This window comes from Roseicyclus marinus, from assembly GCF_030163795.1.
Lineage (GTDB): Bacteria > Pseudomonadota > Alphaproteobacteria > Rhodobacterales > Rhodobacteraceae > Roseicyclus > Roseicyclus marinus.
The window spans coordinates 81,268-107,970 of the sequence record NZ_JASJOF010000009.1 but is presented as its reverse complement, the minus strand read 5'-3'; the positions used below and the strand labels follow the sequence as shown (position 1 = coordinate 107,970).

Here is a 26,703-nt window from a genome sequence, read left to right as displayed (position 1 = left end):
GGGGCTACCCTGCATTCGCGACAGACAAACACCCGATCACGGCGCAGGTTTCGACACTTCCATCTGTATGGGGGCCGCCAAAGGCCTCGACTGTCCGTTCAGCGCAGTCGCCGGCGTGTAAACGCTCAAGTCCATCGGTGGCATATGCACAGCCACGGCCGTTTGGGGCGCTTCGACCCAGTTGGCCTTGCTGCCGATGGCATCATAAAGGCGAAATCCCGCAGTCGTTGCGCTGGCCGGAGAGAATATGTTGCGCAGGTCGACCATGTGGGGTTGGCACATGTCCTTTGCCAGTCGCTTCAGGTCCAACGTGTCGAAGTCCTGCCACTCCGTCATCACGACCAAAACGTCCGCTCCTTTTGCGGCTTCGTAGGCCGAGGAGTGCCATGTGACGCCGGGCAGAAGCTGTTCGCCCATACGATGTCCCTTGGGGTCGACGACCCGAACGCGCGCGCCATTTCCGATCAGCGCGGGAAGGATGGTCAGCGAAGGCGCATCACGCACGTCGTCGGTATTGGCCTTGAACGTCACGCCGAGGACAGCGACGGTTTTTCCGGTGACCCTGCCGCCGCAGGCCCGCACAATCTTTTGGATCATGCGCGCCTTGACCAGTTCGTTGGCATGCATGACGGCCTCGGTGACGTGTAAGGTTAATCCGTTCTCCTGCCCCATTCGCGCAAGCGCATGTGTGTCTTTCGGAAAGCACGAGCCGCCATATCCCGGTCCGGCCTTCAGGAATGCGGGTCCGATGCGTCCATCCAGGCCCATGCCCAGCGACACGTCGCGCATGTCCGCTCCGACACGTTCGCACAGCCCGGCCAGTTCGTTCACAAAGCTGATCTTGGTGGCCAGAAACCCGTTCGAGGCGTATTTTATCAGCTCGGAGCTTTCCAGTCCGGTCTGAAGGATGGGAATGTTTCGTCGCTTCAGCGGCGCATACATCTCGCTCAACAGCAGGGCCGCTCGGTCTGATGTCGTCCCAAGGACCACCCGGTCAGGCCGCATGAAATCAATGATCGCGCTACCCTCGCGCAGGAATTCGGGGTTCGAAGCAATATCGAAATCCAAGTCGGGCCGGAGCATCCTGATGCGCTCACCGATTTTGCGGCAGGTGCCTACGGGCACCGTGGACTTGGTCACGATGACGGCGTGATGCGTCAGCGCGTTCGCCACCTCGTCCACTGCGGCAAAAACCTGTGTCAGATCTGCCTGACCGTCGCTCTCCCGCATGGGCGTGCCCACGGCCAGGATAATCACCTCTGCGTTGCGCAGGGCTCGCTGCATCTGCGTTTCGAAACCAAGCCGACCTGCTGCGATGTTGCGGCCCATCATCTCCTCAAGGCCCGGTTCGAAGATCGGGATTTCACCTGATCGCAGCCGTTCGATCTTGTGCAGCGAGGAATCGAGGCAGGTGACCTGATGGCCGAATTCCGCCAGACAAACGCCGGAGACCAGCCCGACATATCCTGTTCCGACAATCGTGATCTTCATGGTTTTTCCCTTCATGCCACCGCAGGAGGTGGTTGCCGGAGCGATGCCTGAATCGCTGCGGCTCTGCTTTGGCTCAATTGAGCGGTTGGGCGCTGTCGCGCCAATCGGGAAGGCCGAAGTTGTTCGGCCACGGCCAGACTTCCTCGCGATTGAAATAGATGACTGCTTCCAATGCCGGGAAACGAGCGTCGATGCGGCGGACGGAATTGTACCAATCGTTCAGAAAGGCTTGGTCCCCGACAAATCCCAGTTCGGCCACCATGATGGGTTTGCCAAAACGGACTGCCCGGTCGTAGCGCGGCCCCAGGACTTCCGCAAAGGACAGGTCGGATCCCTGAAACCTTTGTTGGAAGTCTTGGGCTGCAAAGACAGATATCCCGATGACATCGACCACATCATCGCCGGGGTAGTATGCCTCCATCCCCTCGTCCCCCGCAGGCGACCACATATAGCGCAGCCCCGGCGCTGCCGATCGGCAGACACCCACCATGCGTCGATACGCTTCGATATGTTGGTCGGGCCGCCACTGGGACCATGGGAAATGACCGTTTCGGTTGTCCATTTCCTGTGCCCATCGCACGGTCACAGGGCTGTCGAGCGTGCCAAGAACGCGGCATACGCCGCGCATCGTTGCATCGTGGCGCCCCGCCAAAACGTTGTTCCGCAGTTCGGCTGCCGTGCCACGCTCCCCCCATATCCAAGGCTCGATCGTGACGAGCATCGACCGGTTTCGTTGGCGGGCATAGGCATCAGCGATGTGCAGCGTCTCAAGGTCGACGCCCTCCCAAGGCAGGAAGACATGCTCGATACTCACCTCGGGATCGTTGGAAAAGCGGCCCTCCGGATCATACACGCCGAAGGGCAGGGGCCCCGGCGGTGCTGCAAAGGCAATGCCGCTGAAGACCGTCAATCCCGCGACAAGCAACGGAACGATCCGGCGGATGGCCACAGGCGGCTGGGCGCGGCGCCGAGGAAGATCGCGATTGAACATGTTCATCAAACACTCCTCTTTTGCAGATGCAGAAACATCTGATGGGATCATTCCCACCAGACCTCGAAGTGAATGCGCCCGGGCGTGTCACCCGGCTGACCAGCCCCAGACACCGGGTACAGGATCCTCGTGACATGCAGCGGCTCGAGCCCCATGGACAGAACGTGAAGACCTTCGACGCCGCGCAGCGACATTGCTTGGACACCAAGCGTTGCCAAAACCGCGATGCCCACGAACTGAAGGGACGCGGATGCAAGATCACGCGGCAGTGTGACCGTGTTCTCGCGGATGTGCCGGATCACAATGACCGCAAAGATCGTTCCATAGAGAAACAGGTTGAACGCCGCCAGAATGTAGAAGCCGCGCGCGTTCTCAAGATCCGCAGCCCAAAGTATTGGCAGCCCGGACGACAACGCCAGCACGAAATACGGCACCAGAACCTTGATCGGCAGCACGTCGTCCGCCGCTTCTCCCTTCGGGGTAACGCGAAAGACGGCCTGTGTTCCGCGCAAGTGATCGAGGATTGCAGTTCCGGTCCCCCACAAGACCCATGGCCACTGGATAGGCATGAACAGAGCTTTTTCCCAGCTCAGAACCCGCCCGTCGCATGGACGAAAGAAACCGTCGCGGCGCACGGCATATGCGATCCACAACAGCACCAGCGTCGACGGCAGCATGTGACCGACGAAGGCAGGAAAGGTCACATCGACGAAACGGATATCGAGCAACAAGGCGATGATCGGCAGGGCGAACATAACTGCCATGAATGTCGCTTGCAGCGGATACCACATCTGCATGAAGACGAATTGCGCCTTCATCCGTACCGGTAGAGCTGAGTAATAGCGCGGCGTATGCGCCAGCATGATCGTCATCAGACTGCGCGACCATTGGAATTCCTGGGTTATCAGATCCGTGATCGTGACCGGACCCGCACCCACGGCGACCGCGTCGATTGCGTGAACACCACGCCAGCCATTGGCGTTGAAAATCATGGTCGTCGAATGATCCTCGGCCAATTCCGGCCCGAGACCGCCGACCTGCCGCAATGCAACGGTCCGCACAGCATAATGCGAACCGATACAGACAGGTGCGAGACCGTTCGTATACCCAGATTGCAGCACGCCGTGAAACATGCCCTCGGCAAACAGACGCGTGCGCGCGGCCCAGTTTCTGGTGGCATTGGATCCGCAAATGCTTGGAGCCGTGACGTAGCCCACGCGGTCATCGGCGAAAGGGGCCAAAATCTGTCTCAGATAACCGGGCTGGGCGACATGATCGGCGTCCAGCTGAACGACGAAATCGTAATCGCGGTATCCATATTGATCGTAAAAATAGGCGAGGTTTCCCTCTTTGCACTTGGCGCGACGGGGCCAGTCGCCGGAATGGTAGCCTTGCACACCCTTGCGCGATGAAACCTTCACGCCATGAATATCGCACCAGGTCTGTGTTTCGTGGTTTGGGTCTTCATCGGCCAACCACGTATCATGTGGATGATCTTGCGCCAGCATCGCCTCAAGCGTGTCACGAACCACAGCGAAAGGTTCTGCGGGCGTCTTGGTCGTAATCATGGCGACGCGAGCCTTCCCAAGGCTTTCAATCTGCCCACGCGACACTTTTGCGCGTAAAAATATAGCGAGAAAATAGACCTGAACAAAGAAGAGCCAGCCAATCCCGATGGTCAAAACCAGAAAGCTGAACAGGTTGGTGTTGTGTGGGGGTAGAAACCACCAGACCCAGAAATAGGCGGATGTTGCGAGCCATAGGGTCGCCGCAATCCGGTATTTGACATTTTGAGCAGGTGACAGCAAAGGAACGAGAAAATTCCCGTCTGACGCGGCGGCCTTGGGGACCATGTCAATTGTTGTTTGCATGGACCGCATCGATCTGAAACCGCCGCGCTGCATCGGCGACAATGCTTGAAATGTCGGATCGTTGCGTGACGAAGCCGAGCGTGCGGGCCGCAACGCGCGCGTCTGCCACAAGGGCAGGTGGGTCGCCCAAGCGACGCGGCGCCTCGCTCATCGGGATAGGACGGTCCGTCAGCTGTTGAATTTCCGTGACGATCTCAAGGATCGAATATCCGTGGCCCGATCCCAGATTGACCGCGAGGTTCGGCCCATTCCTGAGGAGATGGGCCACGGCATAAACATGTGCGCGCGCAAGATCACAGACGTGGATATAATCCCGGATGCAGGTGCCATCCGGCGTATCGTAATCGGTGCCGAAGACCGTCAATGCCCGCATCTGTCCGTAGGCGGCCATGAGAGCCAGCGGGATCAAGTGCGTCTCGGGATCATGTCGCTCTGCCAAATCTCCCGAGGGGTCTGCCCCGGCGGCATTGAAATAGCGCAAAATGACAAACTGCAGACCATAGGCGGCACCATGATCGTGGATCATCTGCTCGCACATCAGCTTTGTGCGTCCATAGGGGCTGAGGGGGTTCTGAGCTGCAGCTTCGGAGATCGGCAAGTGTTCGGGAATGCCGTAGGTCGCACAGCTTGACGAAAAGACGATCCTTGCGACCTTCGCGTCGTTACAGGCCTGCAAAAGGGAGATCGTGCCGCCGACATTTGCGGCGTAGTAACTTGCAGGCTCGACCATGGACTCGCCGACATAGGCCTTCGCGGCCAGATGAACGACCGCAACAATGTTGTTTTGCGTCAGAATCCTTTGGACGAGATCGGTATTGCGAACATCCCCTTTGACGATGGGGCCCCATTTCACCGCGTCTTCATGCCCGGTGCTCAAATCGTCCAGCGTGATCGGGTTATAGCCCGCATCTGCAAGGGCTTTGCAGGTGTGGCTCCCGATGAAGCCTGCGCCCCCCGTAACCAAGATATTGGGTTTGCAGGTCACGCCAGCACCTCGATCGCCCGGGCTTCCATCAGCGCTGCGCGTCGGAACCAGGGAATGGTCAAGTCAAGACCTTGGTCGAGGCTCACCTTGGGCTGCCAATTCAAAACCTTTCGTGCGAGCGATAGGTCCGGGCAACGTTGTCTTGGGTCGTCAATGGGCAGCGGAAGCTGGATGATCTCGGAGACAGAACCCGTCTTGCGGATGATCATATCCGCAAGTTCGGCGATCGTGAATTCGCCGTCATTGCCAAGGTTTATCGGGAAACTCACATCGGGTGGCATAGACATCAGCCGGATCAATCCATCGAGCAGATCGTTCACGAAGCAAAAGGACCGCGTCTGCAGTCCATTGCCATAAAGTGTGATCGGCCGATCTTGCAGCGCCTGCATTATGAAATTCGACACCACACGTCCGTCATTGGCCGTCATTCCGGGGCCGTAGGTATTGAAGATCCGGGCAATCTTGGTCGTGACGCCATGCTGGACACCATAGTCACGGAACAATGTCTCGGCCGCACGCTTGCCTTCATCATAGCAAGATCGCGGGCCGACAGGATTGACGTTGCCATGATAGCTTTCGGCCTGCGGGCTGAATTGTGGATCCCCGTAGACTTCGGATGTCGAGGCTTGAAGAATCCGTGCGCCCTTGTTTCGTGCGAGCCTCAGCAGATTGAGCGCACCCAGAACACTGGTCTTCAATGTGTGTACGGGGTCGATCTGGTACATGGACGGAGATGCTGGGCAAGCAAGATTGTAAATCTCGTCAATCGGCTGACTCATGATCAATGGATGGATGACGTCATGCTTGATGAAAGAGAACCCTGTTTTTCCCATCATATCTGCCAAATTTGCGGCGCGGCCTGTTTGCAGGTTGTCAATGCAGATCACATTGGCGCCGTTGGATAGGAGCCTGGAACAAAGCTGCGCTCCAATAAATCCTGCACCGCCAGCAACGAGTATTGTTTTTTTCAACTGTATGCGACTGGTCATGATATAAACTCGGTGAGGGTCGGTTTTTTCGTGGATTTGGTGGAATGGAGTTACAAAGAAATTTTTTTGCGCCTAAAGTTCATGTAGGCAGATGTCTGCCATGACTATCTTGCAGAATGGGGTACTTGGGATTGGGTTCGACTTTAATTCCGATGTGTCAGCGCTGGACAGGTATCCACATTAGTCAAGAGTTTGACTGGAGGAGATTTTCAATGGGTGACGCGACGGCCGGTGCATAGTGCTAGGCCCCACAGGGGTCGACGAATACGTGACCAAGAAAAGGCGTGCGATGGCGGCCTTTGCTGAAGCTTCCTTTCGCCCTAGGGATTACAGAATATGCTTTCTCTTGTGTGATCTGTGGATTTTCAGGCCACAGCAGACAATAAAGGCATACGGTGTCTTACCCGTCCTGTAATCCATCGGAATCTACCTAGGGCGCGGCTGCCGACACCGAGGCGGCCACGACGGGTGTTGCACGATTAATTATGAGTGGGACGCTGTTGAGCAGTGATTGGCACAAGCAGGGAGGTTGCTGACCGATTTTTGTCGCGGTGAAAAGGCTTAGAAACGAGCACCGGTATTTGCAGCAGGTGATCCCAATCCCGATGCTGTTCCTGTCGCGTCATTCCATACTCTTAGCTCGTCAACCCGCGCGTCACACTTCCAGCCACGCCATCAACGGATGGAAATTTTGCCACACATTTTACTACACAAATCTCTTTCCGAAGAATTGCAATTAACTGATTTGAAGCATGGAAAAAAATAGTACGCTATTTATTTAGACTCACTGTCCGCCACCCCACCCTTGACCGAGAAACTTGCCTCACGTGCGACCACAAGCGTGACACTGGCCCGGCCGCACATAGACGGGGCCGGGCTTGGCCAAGATATACCGCACGGATTGGTGCCGACACCGAGCGCGGCCCCTTGCGCGCCCAGCTGTGCGCAACATCGGCACCGACCATCCCTTGGGGTCTTAGCTCGATCCGCGCTTTGCCACCTTGCGCTTGCGCGGTGTGAGCATGATCAGAAGAAAGATCATGAGCAACGGCGTCAGCAGCAGCGAGAACAGGAAGGTTCCGAAAAATCCGAGCCGTGACCCGGTGCCAACGATGGCCACCGGGATGCACAAGGCGATGTAGACTGCGCCCAGTATGTAGATCATGGGTTCGCCTGTCGCGTTCGCATCTGGTGTCAGGCGGTCGCTGCCGCGGCCTCGGCCGAGGCGGCTGCCGTGTCATCGGACGCTTTCTTGCGCGAGGTCAGAATATCGGTCGCCATGGCGCGCCCCTTGGCATAGGCGCTGCGGGCCTGCGGGACGTTCGACCGGGGATCGAAATCGAACAGGGTTCCGCCCATCTCGAAATGGCCGATGAACATCTTGCCGATCATGTAGGCGGTGGCCGCGTTGGCGATCGGCAGGGTCACAGTGCCCGCCGCGGTGCCGATGCCCGGTACGAACTTCGCAAGGCTGAACCCCACGGTGACAGCCGCCCCGATGGAGCCTACGGTTCCCATGATCGTCAGAATTGCGGTACGGGCGATCGATGCCTTGAACGGCTGGTCGTAAAGCGCGCAAAGGCGGCTCACCAGCGTGACATTCGAGGCGACGCCGGTCGCGATGTCGACCAGCGGAAAGGGGATAAGCCCCAGCCCGAGCGACGCGATCATGTGTTCTTTGACGATCATCTCGGCGCGGAACTGACGGTCATGCACGGCCTGTTCCTCGGTCGTGTCACGCGCCGTTTCGGTCACGGCGGTTTCCTTGGCTGCGCTTTTGGTTTCCGCGGCCGTCGTGTCGGATGTCTTCGAGTTCGTGGGCATGGCGATCTCTTTCAATCTTGCGCCGGTCGACAGGGCGAACCTTCCCAGCGCGAATGGGGCCTCTAGGGCAAGAAAAGGGGCAAGCAAGAGCCTGCGCCTCATGACGATTCTCTCCTCGGAACAGAACGCTGCTTACTCGTTTGTCTCCTTTTAGCATGAATGGCGGGATCTTGGGACATGCGTTTGTTTCCCTACGTCAATTCCGTTGAACGTCCGTCGTGGCGGGAAGGCGCTCTTCATTGGGCACCATCGGCCAGGGCAGCTGCATGTCCCCCGCGCCCGACGGCGCGACGGATCCTACGCCCGGCGTAGGCGGCACCGGGGCGGGCTGACTGCCCGGCGTGGTTGGGAAACCCGGGCGTTCGATCGGCGGGATGGAGAGCGATGTGTCGGGGAAGAGCGGCGGCAGGCTGTCGAACCGCAGCACCCCGGTCTCCGACGTCGCGGGCTCCACGGCCGCGGGCGGGCCGGGTGGCAATGATCCGATCTCACCGCCCAGAATGATCGGCAATTGTCCCTCGCCCGAGCCGATGACGACCACCTTGGCATTCTCGGAATTGGCCAGTTGAACAGTCGCGTCGATCCCCTGCCATGTCAGAACCTCCTCGCTCAGCGACGAAGCGACGATGGAATAGAAATTCTGCAAGCCGATGGCCTCGATCCGTCGGCGTTCGGCCTCGGCCCGCTGGCTGTCGAGGATGAAGGTATAGGATTCCGCGATCTGTTCCTGTTCCAGCTTTCGCTCGATGGCCAGCCGCACGATCTCGGGCAATTCCAACCGCATGATCAGGACAGAGGTGAATTCCACCAGATCGCGCACCGCTGTTGATTGCAATTGGTCCGCGATCTGTTCCTGGAAGGTGGCGAAATCGGTCGAATAAACCGCGTGCGACGTGTAGCGGCCGAAGATTTCGCGTACTGTGGAAACCACGATCGGTTCGATCACGCGCTCGCGGTAATTGGGCCCCAGTTCCTGGTGCAATTCCCCCAACGCTTGCGCGCGCGGGCGATACAGCACGGAAATCTCGATGTCGAACCCCATCCCCTCCGAGGAGAGCGCGCGCATCGTGTGCCGGCTGTTCTGCAGGCGGGTTTCATAGGTGTAAAACCTGTCCCACGGGAACTTGATCACTAGCCCCTCGGTATAGACCTCCGTCTGGGTGCCGCCAAAGAACGGGTCGTAGCGCACACCGATCTCACCCGGCAGGACATAGACGAAGATCGACCGCGACAGCGCCATCATGATGAAGCCGGCCAGCACGATGGCCGCCACCGGGTAGACGAAAAAGCTTCGCCTGACCAAGGGGATGACGATCTCGGTGTCGGGCTCGTTCGGGTCGAGGTCGGTGTCGTTCGATCTTCTCATGTTGACCGCAGCGAAAGCTGCCCCTCTTCCATGAAGTAAAGCCTGTCGGCACAGTGAAAATACCGCTCGTCATGCGAGATAACGAGCACCGCTTTGCCGCTGGCGCGCAGGTCCGGCAGGATCTCTTCGTAAATGCGGCGGCGGAATTCGGGGTCCTGTTCGGCGGCGATCTCGTCGAACACCATGATGTCGCGATCCTCCAGCATCGCGATGGCGAGCGCCAGCCGCTTGCGCTGCCCCGTCGACAGGCGAAGCGTCGTGAACCGGCCGTCATGATAGGCGGTCTTGCCCTTCAGGCCCACCTTATCCAACGCCGCGTCCACGGCCTCCTCGGGGATGTCGCGCTGCCCGTAAAGACGGTCGAACAGGTGAAAGCTCGCAAAAATCGCCGAGATGCGCTTGCGGTAGCTGATCGCGTTGGCCGCCGTGATCGGGATGCCGTTCCAGCACACCGCGCCCGAGGTCGGCTCGTAAAGCCGGCACAGGTTGCGCAACAACGTGGTCTTGCCCGATCCGTTGCCGCCGATGACAAAGACGATCTCGCCGCGCGAAAGGGTGAAATCGCAAGGTCCGATGCCGAATGTCTTTTCCGCGCTGTCTTCGCGGGGGGGGTAGGCGTAGCACAGCTTGTCCAGTGTCAGCACCTCGAAGTCCGGCAGATCGAGGCTCGGCACCGTCTCGCGGTGCTGGATGGCGCGCAGCTGGCGTTCCAGCTTGCGCAACTCGGTAAAGGCCGCATCCCCGCGCAGGATCGTGGGCATGATCCGCAACAGCCCCTCGATCAGCAGCCAGATGACGGACGACACATAGACGATCTTCATCGCGGTGGCGGCGCTGTCGACATATTGGGGCGTGATGAAGGTGACGGTGCCGAGCAGAAGGTAGAAACTGGCAAAGACCAGAACCCCGAAGGCGATCATGGAATCCAGCGCCGAAAGCCGCGCGGTTCGCGCCGAAACGGCACGTTTGATCAGGAAATTCTCGAACAGGTCTTCGGTCCGGTCGCGGTCCATCCGCGCCTCTGCCAAACCCTCCAGCAGATGGTCGAAACTGTCGAAGAACTGCCGCTCCGCGCCTTGACCCAACGCCATGGCATCCCGCGCGCGCTGCGTGCGCAGACGGCTGGCCAGAACCACCACGATGGTCAGCGCGACCACAAGGATCGCAGCCATCATCGACAGGGTCGCGACATAGATCGTGGCCAGAACGAAAGTCACCGCCGAGGCCACGCCTTGCGTCAGAACCGCCGGGCTTTCGGCCAGGATCTGCGCATTGCGCGCCAGCGTGGACTTGATCTTTTCCTGCCCGATCATCTCGACCTGCACGAGGTCGGCTTCCTTGAGCAGGCGGGCGTATTGCACCCGCATGTGATGGGCGATGCCTTCGCCGACCGCGTTCATGATCCGCGTCGTCTCGCCCCGGGACATGACGGTCACGGCGCAGACAAGGATGAAGGCGGCGAACAATTCGTAATCGGGGCCCGCGGCGGGGTCGTAATCGGTGACCGTATTCACGAGGATCGCCACACCCAGCGTCCCGAGGCTGGACAGCGCGACATAGACATAGACCCAGCGTCCGCTGGACAGGATCGCGCGATGAACGACGGAGACGAATTCCATTTCCTGTCCCGGTCCTCAGCCCTTGCCTGTTTCGTTGCTGTGCTCCGGGGCAGCGGCCAACCGCGCCTCGTGTTCGCTCAATGCCGCTTCCAGTCGGTCGACCAATTCGATCGTCCCGTGCAGCAGCGTGGTCAGCCCGATCAGGATCACGGCATGGTGCAATTCGAAAAAGCCCTCGTAGTCGGGCAAGGCTTGTTCAAGGAACTCGTTGATCCCGATGAACAGCAGGCCGAACCCGACAAGAACGTTCAGCACTGGGTGGCGCGACACCTTGGACAGCGGTCCATAGATCACCCGCGCGATCCGAAGCGTCAGGGGCGTGTGCGGGTTTGGTGGGGCTTGGTTGCTCATTGGCGTGCGTCCTACATGGCCACGATCTTGGGATCGGCCGCGTCGCGGTTCGCATCGACGAAGGCGGCCAGCTCCCCGATGCTCAGATCCGGGCGCGGTTTGCCGTCTGGCAGCAACAGCGGCTCGTACATGATCTTCTTGCCCACCGACTGCGTGATCAGCGCCAGCACGTTCAACAGGTCGATCGAGCTCAGGCCGAGGTCTGCGCGCAGCTGCGTGTCGCCATCGAGCCAGTCCGGATCGAGGTCCGGGCGGACCTTGGCGATACTATGGGCGATGGTGTGAATGGTCGACATGGGCCGTTCCCCGTTTGGCAAGTGGTTGGGCAGAGATGGTCAGATGCGCCGCAATCTCTGCGGCTTGGCTCTGCGGGATATGGCACAGCGCGACGTGGTGGCTTTCGGACCTCGAAAACGTAACGGGTATCTCCACCGACGCAACAGATACGTGAAGCGCGTCCCCGCGCAGATGCGCCTTGAACCGGGTTGGCGCGCCCATCAGGCCGGTGCCTATGGCCTTGGCCGCAGCCTCTTTCGCGCACCACACGGCCTTGGGCCCGAACCGGTCGAGGGCCGCACGTTCGGAGGGATCGAAGGCCAGCACATTGCGCCCGATCGGATCATCCAGCCCGCTGATCGGCTCGATGTCCAGCCCGATGGCCCAGCCCGGGGCCGCCACAGCGCCCGCAGCCGTGCCGTTGCTGTGGGAAATCGAACAGGGCACCCGCGCGCCGTCCGGCAGCACAAGTGTCGGCCTCCCGCCCTCGTCTTGCGCCACGTTCAGCTCGACGAGGTCGGCAGCATCGGGATCGGGCAGGGCGCAAAGCCCGGCTTCCTTGACCGCGATCCGCCCCAAAAGCCATTCCTCCTGCCGCGGGCCGCGCGGCGGCAGCGCGTGGAACGCGGCGCGTTCCTCCGCCGACAGGCAGGCCCAGGCCAACGACCGCAGCCAGATCCGGTTGCTCGTCGTCAGGAAACTCCCTTCGAAGCCGCGCAGGATGCGGAGAGTGACGCCCTCGGGTGCCTCCAGCGGTTCGGCCAGCGACCCGCCCGCGCGACCGCGAAAGAAACTCGCCTCGAACCGGCGTGGCCAATGGATGAACACCATCTTCATGCCTTCCACCCGCATCACCACGCGCTGCGACGCGTCGCGGTAATCCAAATCGCCGGTGACCGTATTCTCCCCCGCAACCTGCCGCGTGACCACGCTCAAGGGCGCGCCCGCCTCCGGCCGCGGCCCGAAAAACCTGATGCGCTCCACCAGAACCGGGAACAGGCCGAAACTGCGGATCGTCGCATGTTTTTGCTGCAGCGCGAGGATCTGCCCCGCATTGTCCAGAAGCGGTCCGTTGATCACGCGCGGCCCCGACAGATCGGGCGTGACGAAACCCGTCTCCGACGGCGCGGTCACCGCAACCTCGATGCCGGTGTCGGACCAGCCACCGACCGCGCCGATACTGGTGAAACAAGGGCCGTGGAACAGGCGCTCGGCAAAGCCTTCGCCGGTGATCATCCGCGTGCCGTCGGGATAGGTGGCAGGGGGCGGCGGCAGCGTGGCGGGCAAGGGGGCAGGGCTTGGCGCAGGACGCCGGTTCACGATGACCTCGCAGGTGGCCGCGACACCGCCGCCGCTGTCGTCTTGCGCATTGCGATGGGAGAGCGTCACACCGTAGCGCCGCGATCCGGTCTCCGTCGTGGGCAGCGCGCGCAAGTCCAACTGCAGGTCGATCCCCCCCGTATCCCCCGCGATCCAGCGATGCCCGCGCAGCCCTTCCAGCGCGACCACATGCCAGCCGGGTCCTGCCCGCTGCACCGCAGCCGCGGCGGCGATCTCGGCCGAGACCATCAAAGGCAGAACCGTCAAACCGGTCGCGCCCGGATCGACCGAGCGTGCCTTGCAAAAGGCATGATCGCGCAAGAACATCTGGCGCTCGGGCGTCATCCGCAAATCAACGGTCATGCCCTCGTCCGTCAGCTCGATCCGGTGCGCACCGAACGGGCGCAGCAGGTCCGGTTCAGGCGCTTCTGCGTGCCGCCGCGCTGCGCCGCTCGCAGTCCCTGCCAGACGGTCGCGCAAACCGGCAAAGATCCGCGCCTCCTGTGCGAGGTGATCTCGCATCAGGCCGAAATGCGCCTGCGCAAGCGCCGCCCTCCGTCCCGCAGCGTTGAGGGCACCCGCGCCGGCTGGCGGCGGGACCGTGGAAATTGCCATCTTGGCCGGAATGGCCGCTCCGGCGACAGTCTGCGCGATGGTGGGCTCTGGCCGCGCCGTCCGGGCTTCCGCGTCGGGGCGCTGCGCCTCTTGCGGCCTCGCCGCCCGCCTATCGCTCGACACCGCGTCCAGAATACCGAGGCAGAATCCCTGCACCAGCATCCGTGGCAGGGCGCTGCCATCCTTGCGGCTTTCTTCGTCGACCGAAAGCGCGGCATGGGGCCGATCCGCCAGCGTATCGCGCACGAACCCGGCCAGCCGCCCGCCCGGACCCACGTCGACAAATACCCGGATCCCGTCCGCATGCATCCGTTCGATCGCCCGGCCAAAGCGCACCGGTTCGCTCCACTGCCGCGTCGCGGTCTCGATGATCTCCGCCCGGTTCTCGGGAAACGGCGCGCCGGTATGCCCGCTGTAGAGCGGGATCTGCCCCGGCCCGAGGTCGAGCAGCATGTAATCGGCCAAGAAGCGGTCCACGACCGGGCGGAAATGCCGGGTGTGGTAGGGCGCTGTCAGCGGCAGGCGGATCGCCAGCAATCCCTCGGCCCGCAGCGGCGCAATCCGTGCCTCCAGCAGCTTGGCGGGGCCCCAGACGACCTTCTGGCTGGGGCAATTGTCCATCATCAAGACGATCTCGCCGTCCAGCACCCGGTCCAGAACGTCGGGCTCCATCGTGGCGGGCAGCGCCAGTGCCACGCAGATCGACGTGTCCTCTCCCGCACCGGCCTCTTCCCCGCCGAAACTGGCATCGGCATTGGAAAACAGCCCGCACATATGCGACAGGACCGCGAACTTGCCCTTGCGGGTCGTCGTGCGGATCACCCCGGCGGCGAGCAGCGCCGCATTCTCCCCGTTGGAATGGCCGAGGATGGCATCGGGCCGCAGCCCCAGATCGACCAGCAGTTCGTGATGGGCCAGCGCCGCGGTCAGGCTTGCGTAACCGCCGCCCGCCAACCCGTGAAAGGCGCGCGCAGACGGGCTGTCATCGTCCCAATCCTCCAGCAACAGGCGGCTGGGCAGGGGCGACAGATCGGCCGGGTAATGCCGGTCCAGCGCGTCGAACCAATCGCGCAGCGTGGGTTGCGCATCCAGCGCCGCCCGCAACATGCCCCGGTATTGCGCGCCCTGTCCCGGAAACAGGAAGGCCACGGGTTCCCGTTCCGCCTCGGGGTTGAAACACAATCCCGACGGATGGGTGACGCGCCCCTTCGCCGTCTCGATCACCTTGCGGCCAAGGGCACGGGTCTTTTCGGCATCCATGCCCACGCTATGAACAAAGCCCAACCGCATGCGCTGCCGGGGCGTCGCGGGCGGGCAGGGGGCACCGGGCCGCCATAGGTCCAGCGCAGCCAGAAGCCCCGCCCGGTCCTCGGCGGCCAGCGTGACGATCTCGACCCCGGGCCCGATCAGCCGCGGCGGGTCGACGGCCATCGCGTCCCACAACACGATCCAGCGTCCATCGGGCAGGGCCAGCGCCGCCTCCCGGGCGGGCAGGCCGCTGATCCACGGGCGGGACGCGCCCGGTCCGTCGCCATCCCCGGGCCCGATGCGGCGCTCGTGCAGCATCAGGCTCAACTCCCACAGGGCCTGCCCGGCATCGGCGGTGGCCGGCCGGTGTTCGACCCGGAGCGGCGGGTGGCGGGGCAGGGGCGGCGGCATGGGCGATGCGCCCAGCGCCATCGCCACGTCGGGCAGGTGATCGGGCGCGGTCTCCAGCACCGCGATCCTCTGCGCGCCCGGCACCGGCTCGCCCATAAGGCGCAGCGCCCCACCGTCGCAGTGCAACAACTCTCCGACAGCGCCGGAGACGATCCATTCGACCAGCGCGGGCGCGGTCATGCCGCACACCGCCCCGGCCACACCGGAGCTGTCATCTGGAATGGGGAGAATCCAGCCCGTCACGATGCCGCCCGCATGACCACTTCGAAGCCCAACGCCGCGATCCCCTCGTTGCCCGAATGCAGGACCGTCCGATCCGACAGCCCCGCCTCCTCCAGAAGGGTCTGCATCTCGGCGGGGGTCAGTTTCTCGTCCAGCGTCGTCGGCAGATAACCCACCTTGGCGCGCATCGCGTTGAACCGCTGCATCAATTCGGCGGGCATGTCGCGGCGCGCATCGTGGATCAGCCCGATGCCGCCGGGTCGCAACACCCGGTCCATCTCGCGCAGCGCCGCCACCTTGTCGGGCAAGTGATGGATCGTGGCGCGGCTCACCACCATGTCGACGCTGGCATCCTCCAGTGGCAGGGCCTGCGCATCGCCTTGCCGCATTTCGGCGGCGACACCTTGCGCCGCGAAGCGCGCATTGCCCGCCTCCACCATGTCGTCGAACAATTCCAGCCCGATCAGCGTCCAGTCGGCAAAGACCGGGCGCTGCGACAGCCGGTAAAGAACCACCCCCGTGCCCGCCCCGACATCGACAAAGGTGCCCGCCTCCGACGGGCGCAGCGCCGCGCAGCGATCAAGGAACAATTCATCCCACGGGCCCAGAACGGCCTCGGAAAACCGGTCGTAATCCGTGGCATCTTGGCGGTTTCGCAGTCCTTTTTCGGTCCAGCCCTGCGCCATCACAACCATCCTTCCGGAAAGGCCTCTAGGTGATCGCGCGCCGCCTGCCGCCGGATGCCGAAGGCGGGGCGCGCGCGCCGCTCCAGCACATGCGCGGTGATGCCGATCCCGCGCGCCATCATCGCCAGCCCCGCCGCTGCCGCAGGGTCGCGGACGCCCGCGGCGATCATCGCCGCGCCGCAGGAGAAATCGACATTCGGCTCCAGCCCCGTGGTGGCGGCCATATGGGCGCAGGCCGCATCGTAGACGGCCCAGACCGGGTGGGAGGATCCGAGATCGCGCGCCCGCGTTCGCAGATGCGGGGGGCGTGGATCGCGGTTCAGAAGCGGATGGCCGAACCCGCCGATCTTCTGCCCCGCCGCCAGCATCCGGTCGAGCAGCGCCTCGACCGGCCCCTCCGCCTTCGCGTCCAGCGCCCGGTTCAGGATCGCCACGGCCTGCATCGTCGCCCCGATATGAAGCGGCCCCGCCGCGGCAAAGGCCGCGGCGACGGCCTGCTGGATCGACACGCCCGTCCCGATGGCGATGCGCGGGATCATCACCGAGGGCGGCAGCGGGCCGAAGCCGCCGATCCAGCCCACCAGAACATCCTCGACCAGCGCCAGATCGGCCGGGGCGCACTCCGCCCCCTCGGCGCAAAGACCATGGGCCAGCGAGACAAAACCCGCCCCCTGCGCCCGACCCGCAGGCCGCCCCTGCGCCGCAGCCCAGGCCGCGATCAGCGCGGGCACCGCCGCGCAGACCGACAGCCCTTCCGCCGCGCCCTCGGGCAGGGATGGGACAGCCTCGCGGATCGCCCCAGCCTCCGCTTCGCCCAAGGCGCAAAGCCCCGCCATCACCGCCCGCGGCAGATCTGCCCCGGCCCCTGCGGCCAGTGCCGCGATCCGCGGCCCCGGATGCTCCGGCCCGCAGGCGGCGATCACCCGCGCTAAGCCCGCGTCCAGCGCCGCCGCCGCGTCCGTTTCTGCGCCCAGCGTGAACAGCGCCGCCTCGCATAGCGACAGCGCGCCGATGATATCGGTGATCGACCGCCCCCGGATCTCCAGCCGGTCGGGGTCGATCGACACCCCGTCGATATCGGTTCCCCGATAGACAAAGCTCCGCCGCGGTTCGGTCATCTCCGTCACACCGGGCGCTCCTCGTAGGTATCGACGAAGGTGAAGCCGACATTGTGGAACATGCGCAGCCCGTAATCGAGCGTGATCTCGGGGTAATGATCGGGGAACAGCTTGCGCAGCTTGCCCTGCTCGGACTCCGGTGCGGCGGGATGCGGCGCGATCGCCTCCACCTCGGCGAAAATCCGATGTGCGAACTCGGTTCGCGCAATCCAGAGCCCCCCGTTCAGATGCTTGTAATCCGACCCCTTCGCCCCGGGCAGATCCAGTTCGAATTCCGTCAGATCCTCGGCATTGGGCCAGCTCAACTGGCAGGCACCGAACACCATCTGCGCCCCCGGAAAATGCAAATCCATGTCATCGACCAGCCGGTCGGGATCGCCCGCAAGGATGGCGTCGCGGCTGTCGGCATACATGACCCAAGGCGTGCGGATACCCTCCAGCGCGTTCAGGATGGCGCGCGGCTTGTGGACCGCGTTGATCCAGTCGGGGAATTCGCGCCCCCCCACCACGACCGGCACGCCCAACTGGGCGCAGCTGGTCTCGAACAGGCCCATCGCCCCATGCCCGTTGTTGCAGGTCAGGACGGTGATCCGGTCGCTCGGGCCAATGGACCGGGGGGCCGCGTCAAAGACATGCGCCCGGATGCGCGGCCAGACCGGCTTGTATTCGTGGTAGCCCTGCGCGTGAAAGGCCAGCGGCTCGGTGCCCGTCAGGGCATTGTGAAACCGCGTCCGGCCCTCGTGTGTGGTCTCGGTCTGCACGGTCAGGCGGCTTTCGGCAGGGGAAAGGCCGGGCCGCCCAGACGCACGAGGATGGAGCGCTTGCCGCCATCGGTCTCGGCGCGGCCGTGCAAGATACGGTGGTTGTCGATCAGCACGATATCGCCCTGTTCCCACGGAATCTTGCGGGTCATCCGGTCCGAGGTCTGGCGCACATCCTCCATCACGGCGCGGGGGATCTCGCCGCCATCGCCGGCGCGCACCACCATCGGGCAGTCCGCGCTGCGCAATCCGGGCAGGTTCTTGCTCGCCCAACCCGACCGGAACGCCATCTCGCCCAGGTAGATGAAAAGGACGTTGTTGATGAACAGCGTCTCGCCGCCGTGTTGGCGCAGGGCCGAACACCGGAACTCCGCCCCGACAGTGCCGGTCTGGGGATCATGCGTCATGGTCAGGTCGTTCTGCGCCGCAAAGGCGCGCGCCTCCTCCAGATCGTCGGTCATGAACGTCGCCTGCCAATCGCCCTCGACGAGGTTGCGCACATATTTGATGTCGTTCTCGCGGAACCATGCCTGCGTCTCGGGCTTGAGCGCCCGGAACAGGGCTGCGCCATCGCCCAGCGTTGTCTGCCCGCCCGCGACGGGCGGCACCTCGGCGTAGAACCACAGCAATTGCGGCGGATGCTTCATGTAATACATCTCGCCATGCAGCGGGATGCCGAAGCTCTGCGTATGCCCCGTCGTGGTCAGAACCGTGCTGTGCCCGCCCACCGCCTCGCGGTCGAGCATCGCAAACCGCAAGCCACCGCCCCGGTAATTCGAGAAATCCTCGGTCAGCCGATCCGAAAAGGCGACGAACCCTTCGGTGTCCTTGGTGAACCCCCGAAAAAGCAGAACCCCGTGACGGCGCAACAACGTGCCGACATGCTCGGGCGCCAGATCGTCAAGGCCGCGTCCCCGCGCTTCGATGATGGCGCCTATACCCTCGTCGATCGGTGCCGTGTCGAAATCAGCCTCTGTCATCTGTGCTTGGCTCATCTGTCACTCTCCCATCCAGTCATGCTTGTGCCGGCGGCGCTTCCGCCCCGAGGTTTTCCATCCAGTCGCCCCGCCCCGCGATCAACTCGACCGGGGCCGCGCCGTTGCCCAGCGCCCGGTTGGCCAACGCCGCACCCGCCACTAGGTCGATGGGGTGGATGCCGCGCGCCACGAATTGCGCGTTGACCGCGTCCGAGGCCATGCCCGCACCGCCCCATGGTCCCCAGTTGATCGACGCCACGCGCACATCGGGCCGGGTGGCCGCGAACCAAAGGGCCGCGCGGTTCAGGATCTCGTTGGCCGCGCCGTAATCGGCCTGTCCCCGGTTGCCGAGCCGCCCGGCGATCGAGCTGAAGAACAGCACATGGCGATAGCCCGCCGCGGCCTCGTGGGTCAGCAACAGGTCCAGCGCCCGGGTCTTGGTTCCAAGCACCCGGTCAAAGGAGGCTTGCGTCTTGTCCGCAACCAGCTTGTCCTCGACAACGCCCGCGCCATGGACCAGCGCGTCGATCCGGCCGTGCCGGGCCAGCGCCGCGTCCAGAAGGGCGCTGGTCGCCGCTCGGTCGCACAGATCGACGGCGTGAACCTCGACGTCAAAGCCATGAGCGCGCAAATCCTCCAACCCCCGGCGCGCCGCGCGGTCGCGCAGGATCTGCTCGATCCGCGCCTCGATCTCCTGCGGTCGGGGGATGGCGCCTGCGGCGCGCCCCTGTGCGATCAGCACCCGGCGCAGCGCCTGCGCATCGCCCGCTTCGGCGAGTCCGGGGGCCTCCGCTTCCGGTTCGGCGCGGCGGGCCAGCGCGATGATCCGCGCGCCCGGGGCCGCGATGGCCTTGAGCGTCGCGGCCGTCACCCCCCGCACCCCCCCGGTGGCAAGGATCACGGAACCCGGGCCGAGCGTCGGCGCGTGGACCGTCCCGCCGATCTCGAGGGGCGCGACATCCAGAACCACCCGCCCCTCTGCCGTATGGCCCACCTCGACCCGTCCGTCCGCGAACCGCATTTCCCCGATCAGGATCGCCGCCGCCGCCGCGTCCGTGATCTCGGGCGCAAGGTCGATGCCCCGCGTCACGATCCCCGGATGTTCCAGCGTCAGGCTGTTGAACAGGCCCTGCACGCCGCCTGCCGCGCAAGACGCCAGATCCGCGGGCGCATGACCGCCTGCCTCCGCCCGTCCGCCAAGGCCGCCCAGCCGCGTCAGCGCGACGATGCGCGCCCGCTCCGGCCCGTCCTTCGTGGCGCTGGCAGCCAACTCCGGCAGGCAGTCCGATATGGCGCAAAACAGCGCCTTCGTGGCGATGTCGGTTGCCTCGGGCCATGCCCCGGGCGGTGCGCACCCCGACAGATGCACGATGCCCCCGATCCGTCCCAACGTCTTGCGTGCGGCAGCGATGGCTTCGGGCAGCCTTGCCGGATCGGGGTCGACCGTCGCATGGGGCAGTCCAGCATCTTCCAGCGCGCGGGTCACCGCCCGGGTCAGATCCTCAGGGCCGCGCAGCACGAGGACCGGCCCGCAGCGCAGCGGCGCATCGCCCTCGGGCAGGGGCGACAGGCGCGGCACCATCCGGTAGGCCGGGCAGATATCGGAACGGGGCGCCGGGGCAGGGGCCGTCGCGGCCTCCGTCCCCGACGCCCCTAGATCAAAAGGGCGCGCGCCCTCCGTCCGGGCGATGGCCGCCATTGCGGCCTCGACCCAGACATCCAGGACCCGCTCCCGCGCCACGCGCTCGGCGTCGGCCCGGAACGCCTCGACCGCCGTGGCGGGCAGGCCTGCGATAAACCTCTCGAGGATTTCCAGTCGCTTGATCGAGTCGATCCCGAATTCCGCCTCGATATCGACGTCGAAGGCGATCATGTCGTCGGGATATCCCGTGCGGTCGGCCACCGTATCGCGCAGCATGGCGGCGATGGCGGGCCGGTCGGCGGCTGCGTCGGCCTTGGCCGGGGCGGCCGCCACAGGCTCGGCAACTGGCGCGGGGGCAGGGGCTGGCGCCGGGGCCGTCACGGCGACCGGGGCGACCGCTGGCGTCGACGGCGCGGCCAAGGCCTGCGCTGCGGTGGCTGCAGGCATCGCCGCGCCGGGTGTCCCCGACAAAAGCAGGTTCATCACCTGCTCCTGCGTGTGCAGGAACTGGCGCATCGTGGCCTGGTATTCGCCATAGGCTTTGAGCAGGCCGTCTTCGGCTCCGGGGTGCATCGGCTCTCCTTGGGCAATGGGGGGGGCGTGGGCCGCTTGCGGCGCGGCGCGTGGCGTAGGCGGGGCGTCGATCCCCCGCAGGTCATAACCATCCGTCGCGGCCGCGGCCGCGACGGGCTGAGGCGCATGGGCGGGGCGAATGTGCATCCCGTCGACCAGCCAGGCCGATTTCGGCACGGCGCGCGCTGCGGCCTCCGCCAGCCCCGACAGGCTTTGTCCGGTGCGGGGCGCAAGCTCCGGCATCTCGACCGGATAACCCCGCACCCACAGCCGCGCCAACGTGCCCAGCGTTCCGCGCAGGCCGCGCCCATCGTCGAGCGTCAGGAATTCCACCGCGGCCCCGCCGGTCTCAGCCGCGCTGTCCGGCGCCCGCCCAAGCACGCTCGTCGCCAGCTGGGTCAGGACACCCGTGGGCCCGACCTCCAGGAACACGCGCGCGCCTTTCTCGTAGAGCGTCTCGACCTGCGCGACCCAATCCACCTTTTCCGTCATCTGCGCCGCCAACTGGTCCGCGATGCCCACGGGCGTCTCGGGATAGGCCGCACCGCCCCGGGCCGAGATCACCGGGCAAGACGGCGCGCGGAACATGTCCGCGTCGAGGGCCTTGGCGAATTGTGCCGCAGCCTCTGTCATCAGGGGCGAATGAAAGGCACCGCCCACCGGCAACATGCGCACCGACTGGCCCCCGGCCTCCAGCGCGTCGGCCGCCGCGCGCACCGCATCGCTCGGCCCCGAGATCACGGTCTGCTGCGGCGTGTTGCGGTTGGCGATCACCACCTCGGGATGGTCCGCGATCACCTCGGCGACCAGATCGGTCGCGGCGGTCACGGCGCACATGGCCCCCGGCGCGGCCCCTGCCATGGCGCTGCCACGGGCCACCGACAGCTGCATCAGCTCTGCACGCCCCATCGCCCCCGCCGCATAAAGTGCGACCAGCTCCCCATAGCTGTGGCCCGCCACCAGATCGGGCGCGACGCCGATCCGGCGCAACAGGTCGACCAGCCCGGCACAGACTGCGCCAAGCGCGATCTGCGCGTTTTGCGGCTGGGTGAGCCGGGCGGCCTGCGCGGCCTTGCTCTCCGCATCGAAGGCGGCGGGCGGATACAGGATGCGCCCGATCTTTTCCCCGGTCCCGGCCAGCGCCGCGACTTGCGCGGCCTCAAGGCTTTCGCGCATCTCGGGCAGGTAGACCGCAGCTTCCCGGCACATGTTGGGCCGTTGGCTGCCCTGCCCGGGGAACAGGAAGGCCAGTGGCGGCACCGGCCCCGTCTCGCCCAGAAAGGCACTGTCGGGCAGCGCGCGCACAGGATCGGCCAGATGCGCGATCATCCGCGCGGCCTGCGTCGCCAGATCGGTGGTGCTTTCGGCCACGATGACGGACCGCAGGCCGGCCTCGCCGTCACACTGCGCCATCGCGGCCCCCGCAATCTCCTCGAGCGTGGGGCCACCCTTGGGCTGTGCCGCGAGGTCGCGCACCATGGCCCACTTCCGCGACAGATCCTCGGCCGAACGCCCGGTCACCGCGACCACATGCGCGGGCCAGCGCCGCGCGCCCGGCAGCGTCTCGCCAAAGGCCCTGTGCTCCTCGAGCACGGCATGGGCGTTCGTGCCGCCAAAGCCGAAGGCGCTGATCCCGGCGCGTCTTGGCCGATCTTCCGCCAGCCAAGGCTGCGGCCCATCCGTGAAATAAAGTGGGAATTCGGCCTGACCCAGCGCCCCGACGGGCCGCTCGATCCCCGGTTGCGGGGGCAGGGTGCGGTGATGCAGCGCCATCGCCACCTTGGCGAGGCCAACCGCCCCCGCCGCCGTCTTCGTATGGCCGATCAAGGCTTTGACCGATCCCAAAACACAGCTTTCGCCTGCCGCGCCGGCCTCCGTCATCAGCGATCCGACCGAGTCGAGTTCGGCCGTGTCGCCCACCGGCGTGCCCGTTCCATGCGCCTCGTAATAGGCGATATCCGCGATGCTCGACCCCAGCGCGTGATAGGCCCGGCGCAGGGCGCGCTTCTGGCCCAAGGGGCGCGGCGCGGTCATGCCCATGCCCCGCCCGTCGCTGGACGAGGCGACGGCCTTGATCGTCGCATAGATGCGATCCCCGTCGCGTTCGGCATCCACCCGCCGCTTCAGGATGAAGGCCGCCACCCCCTCGGCCAGAACGGTGCCGTCCGCCGATTGGTCGAAGGCCGACAGCCGACCACGCCGCGACAGCGCCGTGACCGAGGAAAACGCCGTGTAGTGATAGGGTGTCTGCGTCGTGTCGATGCCCGCCAACACGACAAGGTTGCTGCGCCCCGAGGTCAATTCGTCGGCCGCCTGCGCCAGCGCCGTGATGCTCGACGCGCAGGCGGAATCGATCGTGTAATTCGCCCCGCCAAGGTCGAACCGGTTTGCGATCCGCCCCGCCACCACGCTGGTCAGAACACCGGGAAAGGTTTCCTCGGTCCAACCCGGCGTGCGGTCCCGGATTTCCGCCACACCCTCGGCATCGGTGACCAGCGGCGCCAGCGCCCGCAGCGTCAGCGCATTGCCGAGAAACCCGCCCGCATCCTCGCCGCCCACCACGACGGATGTATTTTCCCGGTCGAAATCGCGCTCGGCGTAACCCGCATCCTCAAAGGCGCGCCGCACCGCCTCCAGCGTCAGCAACTGACCCGGTGCGATATGCGGTACCGATTTCGGCGGGATGCCGAACCGCAGCGGGTCGAACAGCATGGGTTCGATGAAGCCGCCCCAGCGGCTGGTCACGCAATCGGGCGCGTCCGGATCGTCGGAATAGACGCGGTGATCCCAGCGATCCGCCGGGATTTCCGAGATCGCGCCGCGCTTGTCGAGGATGTTGCGCCAGAACCCTTGAGCATCCGTCGCGCCCGGCACATGCACGGCCATGCCGATGATGGCGATGTCGCAGGCGGCCGCCCGCGCTGCCACGGCATCCTTGCCGCTCAGGCCGCTGGCGGGACGGCGCGCGATACCCGCCAAAAGATCGGCGGCTCCCTTGCTCACGCCCCGGTGCAGATCCTCCACGTCACGGGTCGTGGTGATGAGGGATGCGGCCTCGCCCGCCATGAACATGCCCTCGGCGCGCTGCGTCTCGGGCGTGACGGCCACCAGCGTCCCGTCGTTGCGTTCCAGCCCCTTGCTGGCCAGCCGCAGCCGCCCCAGAAGCAGCCCGTCCAGCGCGTCGCGCATCGTCTCCGGGTCGGTGCCCTTTGCCAGCAGCGCGCGCCGCTCGGCGTGGAACGTGTCGACGAAGGGCGTGCGCAGGCAGCGGTTCGAATGGCCCCGCCCGCTTTCGATCGTCGCGGTATCGGTCGCCTCGATCAGCGCGGATTGGAACCCGGCCCCGATACCACCCGCCTCGCACAATTGCCGCGTCGACAGGTAGGCGGTGCCCATCAGAACGCCGAGCTTGGCCCCGGCCTCCAAAAGCGGGGCGGCCGCCGCCATCGCCATGGCCGCGCTCAACCCGTCATGGATGCCGCCCGCCAGCAGGATCGACAGGTCCTTGGCCGCCGGATGGCGCGCAAGGTCCGTCGCCACCGTTTCCCACAGAACCATGGAATGCAGCGGCCCTACATGCCCGCCGCATTCCCGCCCCTCGAGGATCAGACGCCGCGCGCCGCCGTCGATCATCAGACGCGCAAGCTGCGCGGTCGGCGTATGGACATAGGTCCGGATGCCTTCCGCCTCGAGCCGCAGCACTTGGTCGGCGCGCCCGCCCGCAAGGATGGCAAGGGGCGGGGCGGCGGCCAGCACCGCCTCCATCTGCTGCGCGAATTGCTCCGTCGGCAAAAAGCCCAGCATCCCCACGCCCCATGGCTTGCCGTCGAGCTGCGCCTTGGCCTCGGCCAAAAGCGGTGCGATCTCTTCCGCCCGGAGCGCTGCCAGCGCCAGCATCGGCAAACCCCCGGCGGCGGCAACGGCGGCGGCGAACCCGGGCCTGTCGCTCACCCGCGTCATCGGTCCCTGCACGATGGGCATCGCGCAACCATGCTCTTTGGCCAACGCGGCCTCGGGGCCTATGGCGGCCGCCAGAAGCGAGGCCTTGGACCGGACACGTTGCGCGGCATCGCGATAGGTCGCGATCACCGGCCCGATCCGGCCATATCTGTCGCGCAGCGCGCGCGCGATCCCGATCCCCTGTCCCATCGGGCGCACGGTGGCCTCCGCCAGTGCCGCCTCGACAGCCGCGATCCAGTCCGTGCGGGTTTGGCCCGCGTCGCCGCCCCGCGCCTCGATCCGCAGCGCCTCCGCCTCCAGCGCGCGCGCCCCGGGCTGCGAGGGGTGCAGGAACACCCGGTAGGGCGCCCCAAGCGGCGCACCCAAAACCACCGCCTCGGTCCCGTCGGCCCCATCCAACGCGCGCAACACGCGCCGCTCCATGCCGTTCTCGGGCAGCAAGATCAGCTCGTCCGACAGAACGACCCCCGCCGCGCCCGCCAGCGCCAGCGCCCCCGCGCCCTCCGGCCCGGTCGCGCCGCGCATGAACCACGGCACGAGCTCGGGCAGGCTGCGCCCCAGCGCGGCCATGCGCTGCGCCAAGATGAAAGCCGCCTCCGACCCGCACCAGCCGCCCGCTTCCTCTCCGACCGCGATCAGCCCCGACACCGAAGGCACCCGCGCCGCCGCCTCGAGCACGGCGAAGACCCCGCTTTCGACAAGGCAAGGACCGCCATGTTCCAGCGTGGCAACCCGGTCCAGCTCGTCCAGATCGCGGCATCTGAGGATTAGGCCGACATCCGCGAAAGCCTCGCACAGCATTCCCAGAATGTCGTCCCGCCCCGCCTCGACCGTGATCAACACACCGTCGCGCGCGCCGATATCCTCGGCCGCCCGAAGCGCCGTCTGCAAACCCGACATCCCGTCGCGCGCGTCGAGGATAACCTTGCCCTGTGCGACCAGTACGGCCTTGATCGCCGCGATCTGTCGCGCGGGCAGCAGGGTCATGCAATCGAAGGCGGGGCGCGGCTGCGAGGTGAAACGGTGGAGGTCCGGAGAAGCTTCAGACTGCATGTCGCCGTCTCCCTCAAGGAGAAGAGAAGGCCAGCCGTCCATATCCGGGCTGTCGCCGGCCGCTGATAATTTGCCGATGTCCCACGGCACCGCAGCGCCGCTCGCATCGGTGGGAAAGCCGTTTGAGAACTGTGAAAATGACTAAGCCCCACCGCACGATAAGCAGCGATTCTTCGCCTGTCAGCGATTCCTTGAAAAAAATTTGGTCTTTGGACGAACCATCGGAAATCTGCGTGGACTGGCAGCAAGACGGGCATCGCACGCACGGCCCTGCCGCTTTTATGGGCGGCCCGCGAAGGTCCGTCGCGGGGTCGTCGCTTGCGCGCGCAGGTCGTGCGGCCGACCACCGCCTCC

At 65.1% G+C, this 26,703-nt stretch carries 17 protein-coding genes; all 17 read right to left on the bottom strand.

The window, feature by feature from the left end; genetic code table 11:
* Nucleotides 1-36: 36 nt before the first annotated feature.
* A complete protein-coding gene (locus QQK63_RS14195) occupies nt 37-1,491 on the bottom strand; it encodes a UDP-glucose dehydrogenase family protein (RefSeq protein WP_277828347.1) in 1,455 nt (484 codons plus the stop codon).
* 73 nt (nt 1,492-1,564) lie between these two features.
* On the bottom strand, nt 1,565-2,533 hold the full coding sequence (locus QQK63_RS14190) for a glycoside hydrolase family 26 protein (protein ID WP_277828345.1): 969 nt from the start codon (nt 2,531-2,533) through the stop codon (nt 1,565-1,567).
* Nucleotides 2,530-4,335 carry a glycosyltransferase gene (locus QQK63_RS14185; protein WP_277828343.1) on the bottom strand — a complete coding sequence of 602 codons (1,806 nt, stop codon included), beginning with the start codon at nt 4,333-4,335 and terminating at the stop codon, nt 2,530-2,532. Before QQK63_RS14185 ends, QQK63_RS14190 begins: the two co-directional genes overlap by 4 nt.
* Before the next feature lies 1 nt (nt 4,336).
* Complete coding sequence (gene galE / locus QQK63_RS14180; protein ID WP_277828341.1) at nt 4,337-5,338, bottom strand: UDP-glucose 4-epimerase GalE; 1,002 nt, start codon at nt 5,336-5,338, stop codon at nt 4,337-4,339.
* Complete coding sequence (locus QQK63_RS14175; RefSeq protein WP_277828339.1) at nt 5,335-6,327, bottom strand: UDP-glucuronic acid decarboxylase family protein; 993 nt, start codon at nt 6,325-6,327, stop codon at nt 5,335-5,337. Before QQK63_RS14175 ends, galE begins: the two co-directional genes overlap by 4 nt.
* 976 nt (nt 6,328-7,303) lie before the next feature.
* The gene (locus tag QQK63_RS14170; protein WP_277828337.1) at nt 7,304-7,492 is read right to left on the bottom strand and encodes a hypothetical protein; all 189 of its coding nucleotides are present in this window, start codon (nt 7,490-7,492) and stop codon (nt 7,304-7,306) included.
* Nucleotides 7,493-7,521: 29 nt separating this feature from the next.
* Nucleotides 7,522-8,151 carry a YcjF family protein gene (locus QQK63_RS14165; RefSeq protein WP_277828335.1) on the bottom strand — a complete coding sequence of 210 codons (630 nt, stop codon included), beginning with the start codon at nt 8,149-8,151 and terminating at the stop codon, nt 7,522-7,524.
* A 196-nt stretch (nt 8,152-8,347) separates the two neighbouring features.
* A complete protein-coding gene (locus QQK63_RS14160; protein WP_277828333.1) occupies nt 8,348-9,517 on the bottom strand; it encodes a prohibitin family protein in 1,170 nt (389 codons plus the stop codon).
* Entirely contained in the window at nt 9,514-11,136 is a 1,623-nt protein-coding gene (locus QQK63_RS14155; RefSeq protein WP_277828331.1) for an ATP-binding cassette domain-containing protein, read from the bottom strand. The genes QQK63_RS14160 and QQK63_RS14155 overlap by 4 nt, the downstream gene beginning before the upstream one ends.
* 15 nt (nt 11,137-11,151) lie before the next feature.
* Entirely contained in the window at nt 11,152-11,487 is a 336-nt protein-coding gene (locus tag QQK63_RS14150; protein WP_277828329.1) for a hypothetical protein, read from the bottom strand.
* Nucleotides 11,488-11,498: 11 nt separating this feature from the next.
* Nucleotides 11,499-11,783 carry an acyl carrier protein gene (locus tag QQK63_RS14145; RefSeq protein ID WP_277828327.1) on the bottom strand — a complete coding sequence of 95 codons (285 nt, stop codon included), beginning with the start codon at nt 11,781-11,783 and terminating at the stop codon, nt 11,499-11,501.
* Nucleotides 11,755-15,537, bottom strand: coding sequence for an acyltransferase domain-containing protein (locus tag QQK63_RS14140; RefSeq protein WP_277828326.1), 3,783 nt, complete (start codon nt 15,535-15,537; stop codon nt 11,755-11,757). Before QQK63_RS14140 ends, QQK63_RS14145 begins: the two co-directional genes overlap by 29 nt.
* A gap of 59 nt (nt 15,538-15,596) precedes the next feature.
* Nucleotides 15,597-16,265, bottom strand: coding sequence for a class I SAM-dependent methyltransferase (locus tag QQK63_RS14135; RefSeq protein WP_277828324.1), 669 nt, complete (start codon nt 16,263-16,265; stop codon nt 15,597-15,599).
* The gene (locus QQK63_RS14130) at nt 16,265-17,383 is read right to left on the bottom strand and encodes a citrate/2-methylcitrate synthase (RefSeq protein ID WP_277829080.1); all 1,119 of its coding nucleotides are present in this window, start codon (nt 17,381-17,383) and stop codon (nt 16,265-16,267) included. The genes QQK63_RS14135 and QQK63_RS14130 overlap by 1 nt, the downstream gene beginning before the upstream one ends.
* A gap of 5 nt (nt 17,384-17,388) precedes the next feature.
* On the bottom strand, nt 17,389-18,144 hold the full coding sequence (locus QQK63_RS14125) for a glycosyltransferase domain-containing protein (RefSeq protein ID WP_277828321.1): 756 nt from the start codon (nt 18,142-18,144) through the stop codon (nt 17,389-17,391).
* 2 nt (nt 18,145-18,146) lie between these two features.
* Nucleotides 18,147-19,139 carry a TauD/TfdA family dioxygenase gene (locus QQK63_RS14120; RefSeq protein WP_277828319.1) on the bottom strand — a complete coding sequence of 331 codons (993 nt, stop codon included), beginning with the start codon at nt 19,137-19,139 and terminating at the stop codon, nt 18,147-18,149.
* A gap of 19 nt (nt 19,140-19,158) precedes the next feature.
* Nucleotides 19,159-26,349 (bottom strand): type I polyketide synthase, encoded by a 7,191-nt coding sequence (locus tag QQK63_RS14115; protein WP_277828317.1) that lies wholly within the window; start codon nt 26,347-26,349, stop codon nt 19,159-19,161.
* Nucleotides 26,350-26,703: the final 354 nt, after the last annotated feature.

Coding starts and splice junctions, on each gene's coding strand:
- QQK63_RS14155 (WP_277828331.1), bottom strand. CDS start 11,136: ATGGAATTCGTCTCCGTCGTTCATCGCGCGATCCTGTCCAGCGGACGC.
- QQK63_RS14115 (WP_277828317.1), bottom strand. CDS start 26,349: ATGCAGTCTGAAGCTTCTCCGGACCTCCACCGTTTCACCTCGCAGCCG.
- QQK63_RS14120 (WP_277828319.1), bottom strand. CDS start 19,139: ATGAGCCAAGCACAGATGACAGAGGCTGATTTCGACACGGCACCGATC.
- QQK63_RS14140 (WP_277828326.1), bottom strand. CDS start 15,537: ATGACCGCGCCCGCGCTGGTCGAATGGATCGTCTCCGGCGCTGTCGGA.
- QQK63_RS14195 (WP_277828347.1), bottom strand. CDS start 1,491: ATGAAGATCACGATTGTCGGAACAGGATATGTCGGGCTGGTCTCCGGC.
- QQK63_RS14130 (WP_277829080.1), bottom strand. CDS start 17,383: ATGACCGAACCGCGGCGGAGCTTTGTCTATCGGGGAACCGATATCGAC.
- QQK63_RS14160 (WP_277828333.1), bottom strand. CDS start 9,517: ATGAGAAGATCGAACGACACCGACCTCGACCCGAACGAGCCCGACACC.
- QQK63_RS14170 (WP_277828337.1), bottom strand. CDS start 7,492: ATGATCTACATACTGGGCGCAGTCTACATCGCCTTGTGCATCCCGGTG.
- QQK63_RS14145 (WP_277828327.1), bottom strand. CDS start 11,783: ATGTCGACCATTCACACCATCGCCCATAGTATCGCCAAGGTCCGCCCG.
- QQK63_RS14135 (WP_277828324.1), bottom strand. CDS start 16,265: ATGGCGCAGGGCTGGACCGAAAAAGGACTGCGAAACCGCCAAGATGCC.
- QQK63_RS14150 (WP_277828329.1), bottom strand. CDS start 11,487: ATGAGCAACCAAGCCCCACCAAACCCGCACACGCCCCTGACGCTTCGG.
- QQK63_RS14165 (WP_277828335.1), bottom strand. CDS start 8,151: ATGCCCACGAACTCGAAGACATCCGACACGACGGCCGCGGAAACCAAA.
- QQK63_RS14185 (WP_277828343.1), bottom strand. CDS start 4,335: ATGGTCCCCAAGGCCGCCGCGTCAGACGGGAATTTTCTCGTTCCTTTG.
- QQK63_RS14190 (WP_277828345.1), bottom strand. CDS start 2,533: ATGATCCCATCAGATGTTTCTGCATCTGCAAAAGAGGAGTGTTTGATG.
- QQK63_RS14175 (WP_277828339.1), bottom strand. CDS start 6,327: ATGACCAGTCGCATACAGTTGAAAAAAACAATACTCGTTGCTGGCGGT.